Source organism: Paraburkholderia tropica (assembly GCF_900109265.1).
Lineage (GTDB): Bacteria > Pseudomonadota > Gammaproteobacteria > Burkholderiales > Burkholderiaceae > Paraburkholderia > Paraburkholderia tropica.
On record NZ_FNZM01000046.1, the window covers coordinates 1 to 14,698 of the forward strand.

General features: G+C 61.4%; 15 protein-coding genes and 1 pseudogene. 7 read left to right on the forward strand and 9 right to left on the reverse strand.

Features of this window, described 5'->3' with window-relative positions; translation table 11 throughout:
- Positions 1-304 (forward strand): hypothetical protein (locus BMY06_RS40020; RefSeq protein ID WP_208608920.1); only part of this gene is annotated, 304 nt, incomplete at its 5' end.
- A gap of 294 nt (positions 305-598) precedes the next feature.
- Here BMY06_RS40020 and BMY06_RS37480 read toward each other — a convergent pair.
- Both BMY06_RS37480 and BMY06_RS37485 read right to left on the reverse strand, forming a co-directional pair.
- Positions 599-1,705, reverse strand: coding sequence for a PAS domain-containing sensor histidine kinase (locus BMY06_RS37480; RefSeq protein ID WP_244144468.1), 1,107 nt, complete (start codon positions 1,703-1,705; stop codon positions 599-601).
- A 551-nt stretch (positions 1,706-2,256) separates the two neighbouring features.
- The gene (locus BMY06_RS37485; protein WP_074987847.1) at positions 2,257-3,009 is read right to left on the reverse strand and encodes an SDR family oxidoreductase; all 753 of its coding nucleotides are present in this window, start codon (positions 3,007-3,009) and stop codon (positions 2,257-2,259) included.
- Between the two features lie 188 nt (positions 3,010-3,197).
- Here BMY06_RS37485 and pdxR point away from each other — a divergent pair, with 188 nt between their 5' ends.
- Entirely contained in the window at positions 3,198-4,730 is a 1,533-nt protein-coding gene (gene pdxR / locus BMY06_RS37490) for a MocR-like pyridoxine biosynthesis transcription factor PdxR (RefSeq protein WP_074987859.1), read from the forward strand.
- Between the two features lie 221 nt (positions 4,731-4,951).
- Here the strand turns inward: pdxR and BMY06_RS37495 are convergent, their stop codons facing one another.
- Genes BMY06_RS37495 through BMY06_RS37505 form a run of 3 tightly spaced genes read right to left on the reverse strand, consistent with a single transcriptional unit; the run spans position 4,952 to position 7,732 of the window.
- Positions 4,952-5,938 carry an NAD(P)H-quinone oxidoreductase gene (locus tag BMY06_RS37495; protein ID WP_074987848.1) on the reverse strand — a complete coding sequence of 329 codons (987 nt, stop codon included), beginning with the start codon at positions 5,936-5,938 and terminating at the stop codon, positions 4,952-4,954.
- A gap of 14 nt (positions 5,939-5,952) precedes the next feature.
- Positions 5,953-6,282 (reverse strand): carboxymuconolactone decarboxylase family protein, encoded by a 330-nt coding sequence (locus tag BMY06_RS37500; protein WP_074987849.1) that lies wholly within the window; start codon positions 6,280-6,282, stop codon positions 5,953-5,955.
- Between the two features lie 13 nt (positions 6,283-6,295).
- On the reverse strand, positions 6,296-7,732 hold the full coding sequence (locus tag BMY06_RS37505) for an NAD-dependent succinate-semialdehyde dehydrogenase (RefSeq protein WP_074987850.1): 1,437 nt from the start codon (positions 7,730-7,732) through the stop codon (positions 6,296-6,298).
- A 358-nt stretch (positions 7,733-8,090) separates the two neighbouring features.
- Here BMY06_RS37505 and BMY06_RS37510 point away from each other — a divergent pair, with 358 nt between their 5' ends.
- Positions 8,091-9,047, forward strand: a complete 957-nt coding sequence (locus tag BMY06_RS37510; RefSeq protein ID WP_074987851.1) for a LysR family transcriptional regulator — start codon at positions 8,091-8,093, stop codon at positions 9,045-9,047.
- Positions 9,048-9,281: 234 nt separating this feature from the next.
- Here BMY06_RS37510 and BMY06_RS39850 read toward each other — a convergent pair whose 3' ends face one another.
- The gene (locus BMY06_RS39850) at positions 9,282-9,557 is read right to left on the reverse strand and encodes a hypothetical protein (RefSeq protein ID WP_124263403.1); all 276 of its coding nucleotides are present in this window, start codon (positions 9,555-9,557) and stop codon (positions 9,282-9,284) included.
- 50 nt (positions 9,558-9,607) lie between these two features.
- Between BMY06_RS39850 and BMY06_RS37520 the strand changes: the two genes are divergently transcribed.
- Both BMY06_RS37520 and BMY06_RS37525 read left to right on the forward strand, forming a co-directional pair.
- Positions 9,608-10,069 carry a VOC family protein gene (locus BMY06_RS37520; protein WP_313903839.1) on the forward strand — a complete coding sequence of 154 codons (462 nt, stop codon included), beginning with the start codon at positions 9,608-9,610 and terminating at the stop codon, positions 10,067-10,069.
- A gap of 247 nt (positions 10,070-10,316) precedes the next feature.
- Entirely contained in the window at positions 10,317-10,709 is a 393-nt protein-coding gene (locus BMY06_RS37525; RefSeq protein ID WP_074987854.1) for a nuclear transport factor 2 family protein, read from the forward strand.
- 244 nt (positions 10,710-10,953) lie between these two features.
- Here BMY06_RS37525 and BMY06_RS37530 read toward each other — a convergent pair whose 3' ends face one another.
- Entirely contained in the window at positions 10,954-11,298 is a 345-nt protein-coding gene (locus tag BMY06_RS37530) for a hypothetical protein (protein WP_074987855.1), read from the reverse strand.
- 3 nt (positions 11,299-11,301) lie between these two features.
- Here BMY06_RS37530 and BMY06_RS40735 point away from each other — a divergent pair, with 3 nt between their 5' ends.
- Together BMY06_RS40735 and BMY06_RS37540 are read left to right on the forward strand one after the other, a co-directional pair.
- On the forward strand, positions 11,302-11,586 hold the full coding sequence (locus tag BMY06_RS40735) for a DUF6429 family protein (protein WP_074987856.1): 285 nt from the start codon (positions 11,302-11,304) through the stop codon (positions 11,584-11,586).
- A 139-nt stretch (positions 11,587-11,725) separates the two neighbouring features.
- The gene (locus tag BMY06_RS37540; RefSeq protein ID WP_074987857.1) at positions 11,726-13,453 is read left to right on the forward strand and encodes a site-specific integrase; all 1,728 of its coding nucleotides are present in this window, start codon (positions 11,726-11,728) and stop codon (positions 13,451-13,453) included.
- Between the two features lie 511 nt (positions 13,454-13,964).
- Here the strand turns inward: BMY06_RS37540 and BMY06_RS40740 are convergent.
- Both BMY06_RS40740 and BMY06_RS40745 read right to left on the reverse strand, forming a co-directional pair.
- Positions 13,965-14,354 carry a LysR substrate-binding domain-containing protein gene (locus BMY06_RS40740; protein WP_074987858.1) on the reverse strand — a complete coding sequence of 130 codons (390 nt, stop codon included), beginning with the start codon at positions 14,352-14,354 and terminating at the stop codon, positions 13,965-13,967.
- Positions 14,355-14,364: 10 nt separating this feature from the next.
- A pseudogene (locus BMY06_RS40745) lies at positions 14,365-14,571 on the reverse strand (LysR substrate-binding domain-containing protein); the annotation flags it as partial.
- Positions 14,572-14,698: the final 127 nt, after the last annotated feature.

The window sequence follows — 14,698 nt, forward strand, 5'->3', positions numbered from 1 at the left end:
ATGGTGGGCGCTCCCGCTGTTCGAGTGGTTGACGACACCTCCACTCTGGCACATCAATGCCTTTATAGGTGGGGGCGTCCATCCCATTGCTTACCTAGGACGGTTCATTGACCCGGACACCGGGGCCGGCTGGGGTCTCCTTGCATACCCGCAAGTCCCTTGGGAAAAGACTTTGCCCCCAGTGGAAGTGGAAAGCCCTTGGGAACTTGACCGAGGAAAGAAGGTGATATTCGTTACGCTGTCTCACTTGGCGAAAGAGGCAACTGAAAAACTACGCGACCTGATTTCCACGATGGCGCAATGAACGGCGCAATAGCGTAGCCGCCCAAGGCTTGGAACGGCTGCAGCAGAAATCGGGGAACAAGAACTGAACGACTGACCGCTATACGTTGAGAAGCGGCTACTGATGAAATGCAGACCTGATTGGCCGAAGTGGGTCGACACCAGAAGTTCGCGCGGCATGTGCTTGCCGCAGTCGCGCCTCTGCGCCCTCCGGTTGGCACCGGATCGGCTGTACCGCGCGCGGTGACACGATTAATGTCGCAACGGACACTTTCAATGCGGTCTACGCTTGCCAACGGAAAAAACGCCGGAGGAACTAATTTGCGCCGCTGATTCGTGACAGCGGCACCTTCGCGGCAATTGTCACCCCGTTGCCGGGTTTGCCCTCAACGAACAGGTTTCCGCCCAGCTGAGCGATTCGTTCCCGCATGCCGCGAAGGCCAAATGCGTCAGGCCGGAGCTTCCATTCTTTCGGGAGGCCGACGCCATCGTCCCGGATGCACAGATGACAGTCCTGGTCGTCCGCAGATAGCGTCACGGCCACTTGCATGGCCTTGGCATGCCGTGCGACATTCGTCAGCGCCTCCTGCACCACGCGGAAAAGGGAGATTTCAGCCAGGTCGTTGAGGTGCAATTCGTCAACGCTTATCTGACACTGTGCCGGCACACCGTAGCGCTGCTCAAAGTTCTCTGTCATCCACTCGAGTGCTGCTTCGAGTCCCAGATCATCCAGAACTGGCGGACGCAGATCAGCCGCGATACGTCGCATCGCGGCGGCCATTCCGTCGAGCTGGGTGGCGAGTTCCCGGGTTCCTGTCAAACAATCCAGAACTGCCGCCGGAACATGCTGTGAGATCTCCGCCTCATAGAGTGCAAAGGTCATTTTCAGTGCGGAGATCCGCTGACCAAGATCGTCGTGAAGTTCGCGCGCAATGCGCTTCCTCTCGTTTTCCTCAGCGCGCTGCACGAGTGCCGAGTCGGCGGCCACCCGTTCCAGCTCGTTGAGTCGCCGGGTCTCGGTCAAATCGCGGGTGATCTTGGCGAAGCCCACCAGCTCGCCAGCCTCGTCGCGGACTGCGGAGATAACAACGTTTGCCCAGAACCGACTTCCGTCCTTTCGAACGCGCCACCCCTCGTCCTGTGCTCGGCCGTGATCTCTCGCAGCAGCCAGGAATCGCGCGGGCTTCCCCGCGCGCGCGTCTTCTTCGGTATAGAAAACGGAGAAGTGCCGCCCTAAGATTTCGTCTGGCAAATACCCCTTGGCTCGTTGCGCACCGGGGTTCCAGCTGGCAACGTTTCCGGCGTGGTCGAGCATGAAGATCGCGTAGTCATGAACTGCATCAATCAGGAGCCGATAGCGGTGATCAATCTCAACCGCGCTGAGATTGGCGAAACCTTGAGGCAAAAAGCAACCTTGGACCACAAAAGTCTCCCTTGACATCGGATTGGCACGAGCGACCACGCGGCAACGGCGACGACAGCCGCGGAGAGAAACTAATTACCGTGGCGCCATGCCGGTCCGAACGAAGCGGTAGTAGCTACAGCAAGCCTACGTAAATCAGGGTAGAACGTGGACGAAAAAAATAAAAGCGCTCGCTAGCCCCCGACGAGCCAACCGGCGCATTTGCGCCAATGGCCGAAATGGGCCGGTTATGCCTGTTGCACGAGGCGCGGGGCTGGGCGCGAGCGGTGTGCCCGGTTGTGTGGCGCAGTGCGGCCAGAAGCAGCCCTCCATCCTAACCGTTGCGCAGACATGGGGACATCGGTTAGATCGCGTATAACGGCCCTTCACCGGACGTACCTAATGCCGGTGTCCAGACATGTTCACGGCGTAGACTGAAGAAGGAACAACCTGGTATTGCGAACCGGACATAGATTTCGCACGAAGAGGGTTGGGACGCGTGCAAACGTGATTCCATGAACTCTTGAGGGAAAATGTAGTGGCAATGATTCAGGTTTCGCATCAACAGGCAGTCAACCCTTTTTAGCCGGTGCCAGCCATTGGTCGAGACTGACGCAGCCGATCCTCGCGTCGCCAAGCGGCACGAGCGACTGTTCCTCGACACGGCCACCGTAGTACCGGGCTTCGCGATCCATCACCACCGGGCGTGGGTCGCCTACTGATTGCAGATAGCGCGTGACGATCTCCGCGAAGGGCGCGCGGTCTGGGCCGGCGATCTCGACCGTGCCGTTCAACGGCGCGGCGAGCGCGACTTGTGCGAGGTTCGCCGCGACGTCGTCTGCGGCGATCGGTTGAAACAGTCCGTCGCCGATGCGCACCGTGCCGCCGTCCGTGCCAAAGTCCGCGATGCCGCCGATGAACTCCATGAACTGAGTCGCGCGCACGATCGTATACGGCACGCCCGCCGCTTCGATTGCCTCTTCCTGCGCGACCTTGGCAGTGAAATACGCGTTCTCCTCCGTGCGGTCGCAGCCGACGATTGATAGCGCGACGTGATGGCGCACCCCTGCGGCCACTTCGGCCTTGCCGATGTTGCGTGCCGAGGTGCGGAAGAAGTCGAGCACCGCCTGCGGCTCCCATGACGGCGCGTTCGTCACATCCACTACAACGTCCGCACCTGCCAGCGCACGGCTCAGGCCCTCGCCCGTCACCGCGCTTACACCGGTACGCGGCGACGCAGCAAGTGCCTCATGACCCGCCTTGCTGAGCAGCTTGACCACACGTGAGCCGATCAGGCCGGAACCACCAATCACGACGATCTTCATTGCAGATTCTCCAGATGAAAGTATTTGAACGTGCGGTGCGCCGGCGGGCCTCGTATTGCGTGAAAGTGTTCACCGCAGTCGCATCGCGAGAGACTATTGTGGAAGAATCATGTTCTAGCGAAAAGTGACAAGAATCGTCGAGCCGACTAGTCCAAGTCGGTTCTGTGCCGCTTGCCCGCGAGACCGCCATCACCGTGCCGACTCCCTCATTGACCATCGAAATCGACCGGCAGCAGCAATTGCCGATCTATCTGCAGATCTGCGAGCGTTTCAGGACCGCGATCGCAGCAGGGCATTTACGGCCCGGCGATCGCGTGCCCGCGCTGCGCAGCCTCGCCACGCAACTGAACACGGCACGGGGCACGGTGGAACTGGCCTACACGATCCTCGTCGACGAGGGCTACCTGCAAATGCGCGGTGCGGCAGGCACGTTCATATCGCCGTCGCTCCCGGCATCGGTGATGCACTCGTTGCGTGCGCAAGGTGTTCAGGACACACACGATAGCCAGAGCGCCGAAGGAACTGGCACGCCGGAGGCGCCTGGCGATTCGCGCGGCGGTCAACCGGCGCCGCCGCGTCGGTTGGCCATCGCCGTCGCCATGAGCGGCGAGCCGCGGCCGTTGCAACCAGGGCTGCCGGCGCTCGATGCGTTTCCGAGCAAGCTATGGAACCGGCTCGTTTCGCGTCGCGCGCGCAGCGGCGAACTTGCGATGTTCGCGTACCCCGACCCGGCCGGCTACCGGCCGCTGCGCGAACATATCGCCACCTACCTCGGGCTATCGCGCGGCGTGACCTGCCTGCCGGAACAGGTGTTCGTTACTGGTGGTTACCGTGCGACGCTTGAGCTCGTGTTGCGCAGTCTCGCCCGTCCGAACGATCGCGTGTGGTTCGAGGATCCCGGCTATTTGTTCGCGCGCGGTTTTCTAGCCGAGACCGGTGTCCAACTGGTGCCTGTGCCGGTGGACGACTCGGGGATCAACGTCGAGCGCGGTAAGCTGCTGGATGCGCAGGCGCGCTTCGCACTGGTCACGCCGTCGCATCAGAGCCCACTCGGCCATACGTTGTCGCTCACAAGACGCATGGCGCTGCTGGACTGGGCAGAGAAAGTATCCAGCTGGATCGTCGAAGACGACTACGACAGCGAGTTTCGTTATCTGGGCCGGCCATTGCCGGCGTTGAAAAGCATCGACAAGCACGATCACGTGATCTATTGCGGCACATTCAGCAAGGTGCTGTTTCCCGGTTTGCGGCTCGCCTATACGGTGGTGCCGGAGCGGGCGGTCGAGCGCGTCGAACGGGTGGCGCACAGCATGAACGCCGGATCGCCGACGCTATTGCAGGCGACCGTGGCGGATTTCATTGAGCTGGGGCATTTTGCGCGGCATCTGAAGCGGATGCGTGCGTTGTATAGCGAGCGGCGCACGCTGGTCGTACACGCGCTGGAGCAGGTGTTTGGCGAACGACTGGTTGTCGACTTGCCGGCAGGTGGAATACAGTTCACGGCGCAGTTCGCCGAAGGCCCCGATGACCCCGTCGACGACATCGCCGTCGCCGCGCGCGCCCGCGAGGCGGGGCTCGCGGTGCTGCCGCTTTCGATCTGGTACGCGAATGGCCACGCGCGGCGCACGCCGCGCGGCCTCGTTATGGGCTTCGCGAATATCGCCAATGCGCGTGAAGCAGATCGTCTCGCACGAAAGTTGCGCACGTGTCTGGACAGCTGATGCGTGGAAAATGTGTCCCGATCGCCAATCAGCACCTCGCTTTCGTGCGACAGACGCCAGCTTCCGCATTCCGCGCAGGCTGGCGTCTGTCGTCAGCAGCCTGAGCGTCCCCTTTGCCTCAAGATGCGACACTCAGCGGGCAGCGATAGGCGGCTGAAACTCAACAAGTTTCAGCCACCCAAGTCGGAGCGTTTGCCAGCCTGCCGCCGCAGCTTAACTCGTCAACTCTTCGTCAGGATGATTTTCCCAACGTTCGCCGACGACTCCATGCGTCGATGGGCGTCCGCCGCACGCGCGAGAGGAAATGTACTATCAACCACGGGCTCGAGGCGCCGACCGCCAGAGAAGCAGTTGAGCCAACGTTCACCGAAACGCCGGACCATCGCGTGCTTTTCCGCCTGGGCGCGCGACTTCATGACCGTGCCGATAATCTGGATGTGGTGATACAGAATGGTCTCCAGGTCGACACTCACCTGCCCGCCGCCACCCAGAATCCCGACTTGCACGAGACGCCCCCCGTGCGCGAGGGAAGCAATATTGCGCGCAAAATACGGCTCCCCGACGAAATCAATCACGACATCGACGCCCCGCCCACCAGTCTTCTGAGCAACGACAGCTGCGAAGTCCTGCGTGCGGTAGTCGATGACATGGTCGGCACCCAGCTGAACAACACGTTCCAGCTTCGTCGCCTCGGCAGTCGCAAATACAGTCGCTCCAGCCGCGTAGGCTAGCTGGACGGCGGCCGAGCCGACGCCGCCCGCCGCCGCATGAATGAGTACGGAATCGCCCTGCGTGAGCCGCCCGAGATGCATCATCGCTTCATGTGCCGTGACGAATACTTCAGGGATGGCAGCCGCGTGCACATAGTCGAGCTGCTCCGGAATCGGCATCGCCATGCGCCAGTCGATGCGCGCGAGTTCGGCATACGCGCCGCCGCCGACCACACCCATTACGCGGTCGCCCACTTGATAGCCTTCGACCGACGCGCCCACCTCGAGCACTTCGCCCGCGATTTCCAGCCCCATGATGGTCGAGTCGCCGAAATTCGGCCGACCGTAACCGCCGCGTCGATGCGTGAGGTCAGCGCGGTTCACGCCTGCAGCATATACACGGACCAGCAGGTCGTCGGGGCGCACTTCCGGGTCTGGAACGTCGGCTAGTTTGAGAACGTCGGCATCGCCGAACTCGTTGAATGTGATGGCTTTCATGATTGCGTGTCCTGTTATGCCTGTACGTCGCCGAGCGTCGATTGCGCGGCGGCGGAAGCCGAGATAGCGGCCGGAAAACCCGCGTAGAACGCGAGGTGGGTAATGGTTGCCGCGAGCTCTTCGCGCGTGACGCCGTTGCTGACGGCACGCCGCAGATGCGCGGGAAGCTCATCGAGATGCCCGCCAACAATCAAAGCGGCAACAGTCACAAGACTTCTGTCACGCGGCGACAACGCCGTGTCTGCCCAGATCTGCGGAAACAGCACGTCGTCGACGAGTGCTGCGAGCTTCGGCGTGAACGCGCGCGCGGCTTCACGCGGGCTGTCGAAATTGGCTTTTGACATGATTGGGTGCTCCTCAGATCTGGCTGATGAATTTGTTGGTGAGATAGAACCCGATGCCTTCGGTGCCACCTTCCGAGCCGATGCCGCTTTCCTTGAGGCCGCCGAACGGAAGCTCGGTGGACACGATGCGGTATTGGTTGATGCCAATCATGCCGGCCTCCAACCCGTCGCCAACGTCGATGGCAGTGCGGGCGTTGTTAGTGAACGCGTAGGCCGAGAGACCGTACGGCAGGCGGTTCGCTTCGGCGAGGCCGTCTTCCAGCTGGTCGAAACGCATCAGCACCGCAATCGGACCAAACGGCTCCTCGTGCATCACGCGAGCGTCCATCGGTACGTCGGCGAGTACGGTCGGTTCGAAGAAGTAGCCCTCGCGCTCGATGCGCTTGCCGCCGGCGAGTAGTTTTGCGCCGCGCGCTACGGCATCGGCGATGAGTTCTTCCATCTTGGCGATCTGGCGCGGATTCGCGAGCGGGCCAACCTGCGTGCCAGGTTGCATGCCGTCGCCCACCTTGAGCGACTGGGTAGCAGCCACGAAGTGCTCGGCGAACTCGTCGTACACCTCACGCTGAATCAGGAAGCGTGTCGACGAGATGCAGACCTGGCCGGTGCCGCGGAAGCGGTTCGCAGCGCCCTCGACAGCAGCACGTTCGACGTCGGCGTCCTTGAACACGAGCACGGGGCCGTGGCCGCCAAGTTCAAGCGTAATAGGCTTCACGCCTTCGGCGGCCCGCGCGGCGAGCAGTCGACCGATGGGAACGGAGCCCGTGAACGTCACCTTGCGGATAATCGGCGACGCAATCAGCGTCTTCGACACCTCATCGGGAACGCCGAAGACCACCTGCAGCACGCCCTTGGGCAAGCCTGCGTCGTCGAGTGCGCGGGCAAGCGCGAGCGCCGTCGCGGGGCTCTCCTCGCCCGGCTTGATAATGACGCTACAGCCAGCGGCCAGTGCCGCCGAGAGCTTGCGGGCGGGGGTGATGGCCGGGAAATTCCACGGCGTGAAAGCGGCGACCGGGCCGATGGCCTGCCTCTTCACCAGTTGTTGCACGCCAGGGCGATTAGACGGCACAACGCGACCGTCGATACGACGCGCTTCTTCTGCGAACCACTCGAAGTATTCCGCCGCACGCAGGACTTCATCGCGGCTCTCGGCGAGCGGCTTGCCCTCTTCCAGCGTCAGCAGTTCGGCGATGTGTGCGGCGCGCTCGCGAATCAGGTTCGCACCATCTTTGAGAATATGTGCCCGCTCCGCCGGCACCGTATTGCGCCATACGTCAAACGCGCGCTTCGCGGTTTGCAATGCCTGCTCAAGGTCAGCTGCCGTTGCAAGCGGCACGTGGCCCAGTTCCTGCAGCGTTGCGGGATTGACGACCGGAGCGGTATTGCGTTCGCTGGCAGCAATCCATTCGCCGTTGATGAAAAGATAGAGGGCGTCGTAGTGAGCGTTCATTTTCTCAACCTCAATATAGTTAGTGATCCAAAGCAATCAACCTTCATGCCCAGCCAGATAACGGAGCTTCTCCGACGTGGTCAGGTCAAACCAATCTGGAGAAAGCGGCTTTGGCTTACGGCTGTCAGTGAGAGCCTGTCTTCGGAACCCAGTCTAGGCGGGATGACCCCGCGGTTTTAGCCAGGGCAGAAAGAATGATTCTTTCGGTGGGAGGGAAAATCCGATCGACCTGCCAGGTTACGCTTACCGACACGCAATGCGGCTCTCGCCTATGATGGGCGGGTGCCCGCGCACCGTGGCACGTGGACCGCCCGGCGGGGTATCGAGACGAAGAATTCAGACGAACGGGACAGGTGGGATGGACAAGTTATATAACATGTCGGTTTTTGCAAAAGTTGTCGAAATGGGGAGCTTCACTGCGGTTGCTAACCACCTCGACACGACTGTAGGAAACATTTCTCGCGCTGTTTCGGTGCTTGAGGAGTCGCTGGACACCCGGCTCATGCAGCGCTCGACGCGCCGTCTTGTCATCACCGACGCAGGGCGGCGGTTCTACGACCGGTGTGTCGCCATTCTGGCCGACGTGGAGCACGCGGAGGCCGAGGCGCGAGACGCTCTGCTGGAGCCGCGCGGCACCTTGCGCGTGCACTCGGTGCCCGGCCTAGGACGCAATCTGGTAACTCGCGCTGTTATGGCGTACCGCAACTCGTATCCGGAGGTCTCGGTCGACCTCCTGCTGTCACAGCGCATGCCGAATCTGCTCGAAGAACAACTTGACGTCGGTATTGTGATTACGCGAACGCTACCCGATTCCGCCTACGTCAGCCAGAACATAGGCACGAGTCATTGCATCCTCGCAGCATCACCCGAGTATCTGGCAGCGCATCCGGCGCCGACGTACCCGGAAGACCTGATCGACCATCACTGCGTTCTGCTCGGGACCGTCGATTACGCGCCCGACGAGTGGCATCTTCAGAGCGCCTCCGGCGACGCAACCTTTCGCCCAACCGGAGCGCACTTCAGCGTCAACGACATGGACTCGATGTCACAAGCCCTGCGAGACGGGGCCGGCATCGGCCTCCTCGCGGCGTTCTCCGCGATAGAGGACCTGCGCAGCGGCTCGCTCGTTCGCGTGCTGCCGCAGTACCATACACACGTCCGCAATGTCTACGCTGTCTATCCGTCGCGCCAGTTCGTTGACGCGAAAATTAAGCGATTCATCGAGACGTTAAAGGCCCACGTCGGGGAACACCTGGACGCTTACGCGAGAGAACTCAACCTCGCTCCGGCCGCAATTCTGCCAGCCTGTCGCTAAATTTGGGTACGGCGAGACTGTGCGAAAGCGGCCGAATCGCTGCATCTGTCAAGCACTCACTCGACGGTGCGAACAGACTGCGCGATCTCTGCTCCGTTGAGTGGTGCAGTTTGACCTTTTCCGGAGACCTTCCTCAGCCGATCGCAAGTCCGATTTCGATAGATCGTCGTGGGGTAGCGCTCCGCACCGTATAAAACTGCGGGCGAATCGTTTCATCTGTCGGCTAGCAGTACTTCAGCCGACATTCGTGCCGGAGCGGCGGCCGACCGCTTCGGGTCGTTTTATGCCTTTTGCATCGAAAACGCGGGCGGGGTGATCGCTGCGCACGGTCGTGGGGCTCTGGTCGGCCGATTCCGTTGAAAAACTCGTTTCGCAGCATCGCTGCGACGGTGCTTTGGCCGGTCGGCCTGGTTTGTCGAAGCTGCCGGTGCCGAAGCTAACGTCGGGGGCATACCCCGATGCCATCAAGCGGGCGTCGCCTCCGCCGGTTCGGTCATCGGCATCAACCACTTCGCCATTCTCCGCAGATTCTGCGCTGTCGCCGCCAACAGGAACTCGTCTTGCGCACCGCTAACGCCACGCAATCGCAGACGATCAAAATCGACGACAATCCGAGAGCATCGCCAAATCCAACATTTTCGGAGAGCCCAATGCCAGTGCTTATGTCCAGGTTGATACTTTACGTCCGTGATGTTGGATTGCTGAAGTCCTTCTACCAGACCCATTTCGAATTTTTAGTCACGGAAGAAATCGAAAACGAATGGGCAGTGATGAAAGCCGGTGGAATTGAGATTGCTTTCCACAGAGTGGGGGCGCCGTATCGCGGGCTGCCGAAGCACACTAACACGTCGAATGCAAAAATGGTCTTCTCTGTCGAGTCAGGGCTGTCGGAGTTACGCGATAAGCTATTGGACGCGGGTGTTCGAATGCGTGAGTTGAAACGCTATGACGGCTTCGCTCAGTTGATGTGCGACGGAGAGGATCCCGAGGGAAACGTCTTTCAGCTTTCCCAGGCTGATTAGCTGACGGACTTTCGCCTCGCCGGACACCCGAGACGTCGAATGCTTCCCCCCGTACAATGCTCACCCCACCTCTCGGAATATCCGGTATCGAGCGACTCGACGGTCCCTTGTGGGTGGCGGATTCAACCGGTCGAGGCGGTGGCCGCGCGGTCGTCGGGCACTAGTCGGGCCAGGAGCGGTCACTCGACATCGCATTTATGATCGTCAACAATCGTCTGGGCTCAACCTCGCTCACGAATTCGACGTTATGACTATCGATCCGACGGCCGCACGAGATGTGATTCACGAGTTTTGGCGACTTATGGCCAAAAACGACTTTGACGCCGTCGGGGCGGTGCTCGCGGATGATTTCGTCCTTGATTGGCCTCAGTCTAAGGAGAGAATTCGAGGTGCTGAGAATTTCGCTCGGTTCAACGCTGCGTACCCAGCGAAAGGTCCGTGGGCCTTCACGATAAATCGCGTCGTCACAGCCGGGTATGAGGCCGTTTCGGACGTATCCGTCACGGATGGCGCAGTGAACGCGAGAGCAATTTCGTTCTTTACCGTCGAATGCGGAAAAATCACCCGCGTGGTCGAGTATTGGCCAGAGCCATACGACGCACCATTCGATCGGACGCAGTTCGTCGAGCGAATTGAGTGAATCGCTGGCGTCCGACGAAGTGAAAGCTGATCCAGTCCGGAAGTGAAATTTGTACCGGCCCTAACAAACGACCCGGATCCGCAGCTCAGAAACCCGCCGCAGTTACTCGCATTCTTGATCCAGTTCGCCCCGGGCCCTGGCCCGACCAAGTTGCCCCCGTCGTCGTCGGTTCTCTGTAGCTCGGCGGCGCAGAACTTCCGGCCGGCTTCCTTGGCCTACCCCGTCCGCACCCCAGGATGAACGGCTAGAAGAAAAGTCCCTGCTGTCGCTCATCCCGTTGGGGCGGCAGCGAGACCTTCGCGCGGCGTGCGGTACGACGGCGCGCGAGACGGCGCACGTGCGCCACGAGCTCGGCGCGGACGCCCTCCGCGACCAGCACCAGCGAATACAGCTGCAGGCCGCCGGACCCGGCTTCAGGTCGCGCCCGCAACGACATGCGCAGGGCCAGGCGCCGCGCGCGATCAAGCAACTGCGCGCGGCTCATCCCCGGCCAGCACGCGGCGACCAATGCCACGACCGGTGGTGGAAGCGATTCGGGGGCGCAGCCGGGGGGCAGCGCAAGGGCAACGAGTTCGAAGCGGACGGCCATGTCGTGGGGAAATGCTGTCTGACCTGCAGGGAACACCGGGCGACCTGCCCCATCTTGGCGCAAATCGCGCTGCGCTGCAAACCCCTTCCGCAGGCTTCATCGCTCTATGCACCCACTGTCTCAGAAGCTACCAGAGAACCGAGGGGCACCAGACTTCATGATCGAGGCCTCATTGCTCATCCTGTCAACAAAGCGAAATACGTGGTCTTCACGGACGCAGGAGTGCGGGAATCCGAACGTCTTTTTAAGCTGTATTTCGTTGACGGCTACAGAAGGCCGGATCGATAGACACAAGTTTGCTTGCCGTTTAGACACAACTTTCCTTGCGTGAACGTTCACGTTTTTTCCAAAAAAGTGCGGCACGGCCATTCCATTAAGATAAGTTTTCTTATCATAAGGTGCATATTTATAGATTAAACTCGGATGTATGAAAACGTGCCACACTGCCCTGCCCGCCCCGGCCGAACCTGTTCATCCTGAAACGTCCGGCTTCCCCGATGCCGCGGAGCTCGCCGCGCTGCGCGCGTGGTACGCCGGCGTCGCCGTGCGTCCCGCGGTCGAGCGTTACCTGCCCACAGCGCTGGGTGACGGCAAATCGGCACGCGGCGTGCTCGGCCGGATCCGGCGCCGGCTGGTCACGCTCGCGCGTGCTGCGCACCGTGACGATCTAGCCACTCTGCTCGATCATCCGGCGGAAGAGCGGACGCAGCAAGCGAAAGCGGTCGCCCAGGCGATCGAAGCTCTCCGCACCACACGCCCGCCCGAACCCCAGATCGCCGACGACATCGCCCAGTGGTTCGCGCCGCGGGCCGTGCGGGCGCTGCAGGCGTATGGCATCACGACGCTCGCCGATCTCACCGTGCGCATTCCGCGCCGCCGTCAGTGGTGGAAAGTCGTGCCGGGGCTGGGCGCGGCGAGCGCGCAGGCAATCGAGGCGTTCTTCGCCGCGTGGCCGGCGCTCACCGAGAAGGCGCGTGCGTTGATCGTCGCCAGCCGGCAAAGTCCCATCGTGCCGTGGGAATCAATCAGCCTGCCAAACGAGGTCGATGGCTCCGAAGGCACCTTCCGTGCCCCCGCCGCTACCTGCACGCTCGATGCGACCAACGACTATCAGGCCGTCCAGACCTGGCTTGCCTTGCACGAGTCACCTGCGACGCAACGCACCTACCGCAAGGAAGCCGAGCGGCTGATCCTGTGGGCGATCGTCGAGCGCGGCCGGGCACTGTCCTCGCTCACGACCGAGGATGCCATCGCCTACCGTGCCTTCCTGCGCCATCCATCTCCGCGCGGCCGCTGGGTCGGGCCGGTGCGCCCACGTAGCTCGCCCGACTGGCGGCCGTTCAACGGGAGCCTTTCCGCACGCTCAGTTGCGCACGCGCTGTCAATCCTGGGCGCCCTGTTCCGCTGGCTCATCGAGCAGCGTTATGTGCTGGCCAATCCGTTTGCGGGCGTCAAGGTGCGGGACGCGACCGGATCGAACGTGCTTGATACCTCGCACGCCTTCAGCGAAGGCGAATGGGCGCTCGTGCGGACGATCGCGGACGGCCTGGAATGGTCGTACGACTGGACAGCGGCCGCTGCGCGGCGGCTGCGGTTCCTGCTGGACTTCGGGTACGCGACGGGACTGCGTGCCAGTGAGCTCGTCGGCGCGGCGCTCGGCCATGTCGAGACCGATCCGCGCGGCGATTACTGGCTGCGCGTCACCGGCAAGGGGAAAAAGCTGGCGCGCGTCGCGCTGCCGCCGCTTGCCTGGGACGCGCTCGCGCGCTATCTGGCCGAACGCGGGCTACCGGTCACGCAGTTGCACTGGCGCCCGGAAACACCGGTCATCGGCAGTCTCGAAGCGGATAGCGCGGGTGCAGCGGGCACGAGCATCAGCAGCGTTCGCCTGTGGATGGTGATGCGTCGCTTCTTCCTGCTGGCCGCCAACGCAATCGAGGCGGACCACGCGCCGCTCGCGGAGAAGCTGCGTCGCGCGAGTCCGCACTGGATGCGGCATACGCATGCAACGCATGCTCTAGGACGTGGTGCGGAGTTGACCACTGTTCGAGATAATCTGAGGCACGCCTCAGTGTCGACGACATCTATCTATCTGCACAGCGATGAGGTCAAGCGGTCGCGGCAGATTGGGGAGGCGTTTTCAGGCCGAAAATGACAACGCACGCCCCGGATCGGCTCACCCGTCTCTTCTTGACGTGCGCGTAGGTGGAGCTTTGCCCGCCTTAGCGCTGCGAGACCACCACTTTGCCGACGGATGTCGCCGTCAGGCGCTCGCAAAGTGAATGTGCGATTGACCGTTAGATGCGTTTATAGAGAGCCTGCTCTGAAGCGACGGGACAGACCGAGTTCGGTCGAGGCTGTGTCAAAACGTGCGAATTCGACATCGAGCGAGGAAGTCGCCCCACCAGAACGCTCTGTATCGGCTTCGCGGCACACCGGAAGGGAAAAGCGACACCCGACAACCCCGTAGTTTCGAGTTTTGACACAGCCTCGCCAAGATGCGACTTTCAATCGCCAGCGATAGGTGGCCGAAGCGCGACGAGTTTCAGCGATCCAAGTCAGAGCGGATCCTGCAGCCTGCCGTCACAGCTCAACTCTTCGTCAGGATGATCTTCCCCACGTTCAAGGCCGATTACCCTCGATTACCGCTCCCGAAGAGTCTGCATTCAAGCGGACGTCCGAGCCTTTTGTCGTTTCGGTTCTTCGGATCTAGTGACGAGGTGCCTGCCAAAATTCGCGCATACGAAATCCACAAATACCCGCACCTTTGGCGTCATTTTCCGGCCGCTCGGCCACACCACGTGGATACTGTTGGAGTCCGCCACGTACGGGTGCAGTATGGCTTTCAGCCGTCCATCGGCCAGCGCGTTCTTGACAGAGAAATCGGGCACACATGCGATCCCGCGTCCTGACAGAGCCATATAAAGCAACATGTCCAAGCTGTTGCACACCGCCGTCAAAGGCAGCGACGCTGCCTGGCACTGTGAATGTCGATTGGCGCAGCGGCCATTGGTACAGTTTTCCAGTAGGTGTCCAGCGATAGTGTAGACACGCATGATTCAAAAGATCGTCCGGGTTCTTAGGGATTCCCCTTCGTTTCAAATATTCTGGCGCGGCGACCAGACAGGCGCGCCAGGAGCCCAGCGGACGAGATACCAGCCGTGAGTCCCGAAGCACACTCCCGCGAATGACGACATCAAATCCTTCATCGATAACATCGACCAGCCGGTCAGTGAAATCAAGATCGAGTTCAATCTCGGGATGTTGCTCCATGAAGGCGGAAAGTACTGGAAATGGTAGTCCCGCCGAAAGCGACAACCCTACCCGATGGAAATACGTAAGCGGCTCAGCTGGGCCGTTCGTCCATTCGCGTGCGCGTAAGGCAAGATGGTGACTGGAA

Excerpts from the sequence above, each read along its gene's own strand:
- BMY06_RS37485 (WP_074987847.1), bottom strand. The coding sequence starts at position 3,009 with ATGAAGATCGTCGTGATTGGTGGTTCCGGCCTGATCGGCTCACGTGTG.
- BMY06_RS37495 (WP_074987848.1), bottom strand. The coding sequence starts at position 5,938 with ATGAAAGCCATCACATTCAACGAGTTCGGCGATGCCGACGTTCTCAAA.
- BMY06_RS37500 (WP_074987849.1), bottom strand. The coding sequence starts at position 6,282 with ATGTCAAAAGCCAATTTCGACAGCCCGCGTGAAGCCGCGCGCGCGTTC.
- BMY06_RS37505 (WP_074987850.1), bottom strand. The coding sequence starts at position 7,732 with ATGAACGCTCACTACGACGCCCTCTATCTTTTCATCAACGGCGAATGG.
- BMY06_RS37510 (WP_074987851.1), top strand. The coding sequence starts at position 8,091 with ATGGACAAGTTATATAACATGTCGGTTTTTGCAAAAGTTGTCGAAATG.
- BMY06_RS37525 (WP_074987854.1), top strand. The coding sequence starts at position 10,317 with ATGACTATCGATCCGACGGCCGCACGAGATGTGATTCACGAGTTTTGG.
- BMY06_RS37530 (WP_074987855.1), bottom strand. The coding sequence starts at position 11,298 with ATGGCCGTCCGCTTCGAACTCGTTGCCCTTGCGCTGCCCCCCGGCTGC.
- BMY06_RS37540 (WP_074987857.1), top strand. The coding sequence starts at position 11,726 with ATGAAAACGTGCCACACTGCCCTGCCCGCCCCGGCCGAACCTGTTCAT.
- BMY06_RS40740 (WP_074987858.1), bottom strand. The coding sequence starts at position 14,354 with ATGCGTGTCTACACTATCGCTGGACACCTACTGGAAAACTGTACCAAT.